The following is a 4052-nucleotide window of genomic DNA, read 5'->3' as shown; positions in this document are numbered from 1 at the left end:
GGTCGGTGCCGATGCGGTAAAGGCCCCCGGGGATGGGGCGGTCGTTCATCTGCTGCAACAGGACGCTCGGCACCGCGGCCGTCGCAGCGAAGCGCTCCGCCTGCCCCGCCCCCTGATGGGTGATGGGCATACCACCCTTGATCAGCTCGCCGTGGAGGTCGGTCACCTCAGGCAGGCCAGGCCGCTGCCGGAGGTCCACGGTGTGCCAGGCGGCGGTGCGGTGCTTGCTGAACCGGGCCTTCGGCGTGCTGCCGCTGCCCGTCGAGTCGACGGTTGCGTAGGCGCCCTGCTCCGGCAAGTGGACGGGGGCCTGGTCGCGCACGATCGCCAGGGCGGTGGCCTGGGCTACGCGCTGCTGCCACGCCTGGGCGAAAGCCGGGCTCGGGGCGATGATCTGGATCGCGGCCTTCGGCGAGACGCCGATGTCCGTGAGCCTGCCCTGGATTCCCTGGGCGCTGTCAAGAACGCCACCGCCTGGCAGCGGCAGCGCGAGCGAACCGACCACATTGCCCTGTTCGCTCAGCGCGGGGTCGAGGTGCAACGCCACCGGCATGTCCGCGTTCTTCTCGGCACGGAGAAGGTACTTGTACAGCTGCTCGTGGTCTCCGCGGTACGGGGATGCGGTGACGCCCTTGGCACCACCGAAGAGTACGGGTAGGTCAGCGCGGGCCAAGGTGCTCTGAGGCCCGACGGAGAGATTGCCGGGCGTGGGAGCCCCGGGCACGGTGGCGTCCCGGTATACCCAGCGGGCCGCGCCTGCACCGCGCAGGCCGCCCCGGCCACGGGGGCTCAACTGCACCGCTCCAAGAGGCGTGATGTCCACCCTGTGCCCGAAGCCGGGGTGCAGGGTACGGGCCCGCAGTGCCTTGGCCAGACTGGTGACCAGGCCGTCCAACAGCTCCTGCTGTTTTCTGTTCTTGGGCCAGCCCGGGGCCACCACCAGGGTATGCCGCTCACGATCGAACCCGTGCCGGTGCAAAGTGGCCGCCAGGTCCGCCGAGGTCCGCTGCTGACGGCCCACCTTCCACGCGGCACTCTGGTCGTAGAAGACGTCCACATCGAGGAAGAACAGCCCGGCCCGGACCAGGGCCGCGCTCAAGTGGACGAGGTTGCGGGGACGTGCCTCGGTGAACAGCAGCACGTTGGCCGCTGAGGTCACCGCCGGGAGCGGTGTACCGGCGTCGGGGAGCATGCTCCCGTCGACCGCCACCAGCGCCTGTCCCGCGTCCTGGGCGAGCGTGCCGGTGAGGACGTGCCAATTCACCCGGCGGTCGTGCAAGGCCCCGCCCGGCTGCTGCAGACCGTGGACCTGTTCGAAGCCGACACCCAGGGCCTGGGACAGGGACTGGGCGTCCGCGAGAGCCTGGGTGCGGAGCGGGGCCGGCACGGTGTCGATCAGCAGGCGAACAGGCTCGAAGGCGCCCCGGGCCTTCGCCCAGGCGATGAACCGCGCCAGGTCGACCTGATGCACCGGATGGCCGTCGTCGTTCAACGGGGCGGGGCCGGGGTACGCCAAGGTCAGCGACTGGGACCGGGCCTGGCCCTGCCACGACAAGATGGTGCCTTCGAGGAGCAGTCGCAGCGTCTCGTCCGCGAGAATCAGCCGGCCCATCGGGTCAGTCACATGGCCCACCTGCTGTTGCGGCCGGTCGGCGAACAGCAGTGCCTTCCATACGTCGCCCGGGGTCGGCAGGACCATGTCGCGCAGCTCGGCGTCCGAGTAGGCAGCGCGCATGGAGTGGTGGACGGTGTGGGGTACGAGCCGTCCGACAGCTTCAAGCCAGGCGCTCAGATCCGCTTGCCGTTCGGCGGGCACCGAGAGGTCCAAGATGATCTGGATTGCGGTGTCGTCGGGCAACCGCAGCTCGTCCAGGTTCAGCCAGGTGACGAACTGCTCCGGCCGCACCTGCGCCACGGCGGCGTCGGCTCCGTCGGTGAACCGCAGCGCCGGGAGTCCGTTCTGCAGCGTGATGAACACCTTCAACAACCCGTCCACCCGGGCAAGTTTCGGCAGACCGGACGTCGTCGCGATAGCCACGGGCACACCGCCGCGCGCACTCACCGAGCGGACGGCCTGGCCCAGTTTCTGCAACTTACCGGTCGAGGTCACTCGGTACGTCGGCAGCTCGAGTTGCCCGGTGCCCAGTTCGCGCCAGCCCCCCATGGTGCGCCGGTCCGGGTTCACCGCTCGCAGTGACGAGACTCCCTGGTCGTGCTCTGTCTCCAGCAGGTGCCGGACCTCGGGTAGGTAGAGGCGTACCTTGAACCGCTCGGCGAGTCGCCGGGACGTCTCCACCAGCCGTTGATCCGCGGCCGAATCGACGGGAGCGTCGACCGCCAGCACAAACGTTCGGATCGACGGTGCGTCGACGGGCGCACCCAGGCCCAGCACAGTGGCGATCTCGTCCACCAGCTGGTCCCAGGTCAGCGCGCGGTGTCCCGTCCCGGTGGCCAGACCGAGGTTGCCCTGCTCGTCCACCGGCAGTGCGATCAACAGCGTCTGCCCGCCGGTCACTTCCTTGGCGTCACGCAGTGCGAGCAGCTGCGCGGAGTCGGGGGTGGAGATCAACGCAGTGCCGGACCGGTATACGTAGGGTGCGTCGGTGGAGCGCAGCAGCCCGGGGCTGTACTCGACCGCCGTCGAGTTCTGCCCCGTAACGGATTCCTGCTCCCACAGCCGCTCCTCGCGGGGATGCTCCGACAGTACGAGTCCAGTGACCTCGGGTGTGTCGAGCACGAGGTCGAGGCGGGCCGCCGCTCCCTCCACCGGGAAGTGAGTGGACCGCATCCGCACTGCCGACACCGCCCGGGCGAACGCCCGCAGAGCCTGCTGCTGGGAGCGCCGGAGCTCCGGCGTCGGGGGCAGGTCGCCGAGCCCAACGCGCCTCTGCGGGGCAAGCGCCAGCTCCGCGTCGCCTGGCACCCCTAGCCGGGCGAGCAGCGTGACAACTTGCTCCGGGGACACCGTCTGGCTGGGCCCTTGCGCCTCGTACTTCAGATGCAGGGTGCCATCGGCGGCCTGGTGGGTGAATTCCAACGTGTAGAGCTTCACTTGCTGCTGGGGGCCGCGAAGGTGGCGTACGCGTGCAATGTCGACCACGAACCCGAAGCCGACGTCGATGCCGACCGGCGAGTCCCTGAGGGTCAGCTGCCCGGCAGTGCCGAGTTCGAAGGACAACTTGCCCGGGTGTCTGCTGAGCCGTCCGTCCCACTCCAGCGGCGGTCCCTGGTCGGTCGTCTGCGTAGTAGCTCTGAGGACCACGTCCTTCAGGGCATTGTCGAACCGCCATACGGCGCCGGATCCGGGTGTTGCCACGGCGTGCTTGTTCAACCGGCGCAACTCCGCCACCCACCAGTCGACCGTCCCCGTGGCCACGGCTGCGGCCAACTGCGCCGGGGTGGCGTCGAACAGCAGCTGGATCGCTCGCTTCGCCATGTTGTGCGCCGCCAACTTCCGCAGCAGTCGAGCCGGCGGCACCGGAAACAGCAATGCCGGCCGGCCGTCTCCTGGTTCAACCAGCAGAGCCGGACGACCTCCGCTGAGCTGCAGCAGCACCCGGACCATGCGGTGCTGCTGAGCGAGCCCGGCACCCAGCTGCCTCACCACCGGAATACGGTCGTCATCGACCGAGGCGAACAGCATGCCCTGGCTTGGATTGCCAGCCAGCTGCGTGACCGTGGTGTCCTCCTTGGGCACCAGTGCCCCGAGGTCCGTTGTCAGATCGGCGTACGGGTGGAGCTGGATGCCGGGGTCCAGCTCCGAGGGCATGGGCGGCAACCACGTCCAGGAGGTGATCTGCCCCTCGGAGACCGCGTACAGCGTAAGACCGGCCGGGCCCTGCATGATCTCCGAACGCCCCTGCGTCGGCAGGTACCCCTCAGTGTTCAGCAAGTGTGCGGCGTCGCTCAGGATGGCCCGCAGTATCTGGGCCGCCGCAGGGTTGTCCGGAACATCTACGGCGAACTGCAGCGGCCGGGGGGCCGGCCCGTGGGCCGGCACCAGGCCGTAGCGGCGCAGCACCGCGACCACACCTCGGCCGCTCAGCTGGATC

1 protein-coding gene is annotated in these 4052 nt (G+C 69.4%); it reads right to left on the bottom strand.

Annotated elements, in window-relative coordinates:
• The coding region (locus ACWGI8_RS40810) for a hypothetical protein (protein WP_453668508.1) at positions 1 to 4052 on the bottom strand (4052 nt) is incomplete at both ends.

It is taken from the genome of Streptomyces sp. NPDC054841, from assembly GCF_053611045.1.
Note: the sequence above shows the minus strand (reverse complement) of the source record. Positions and strands in the feature narration are given on the sequence as shown.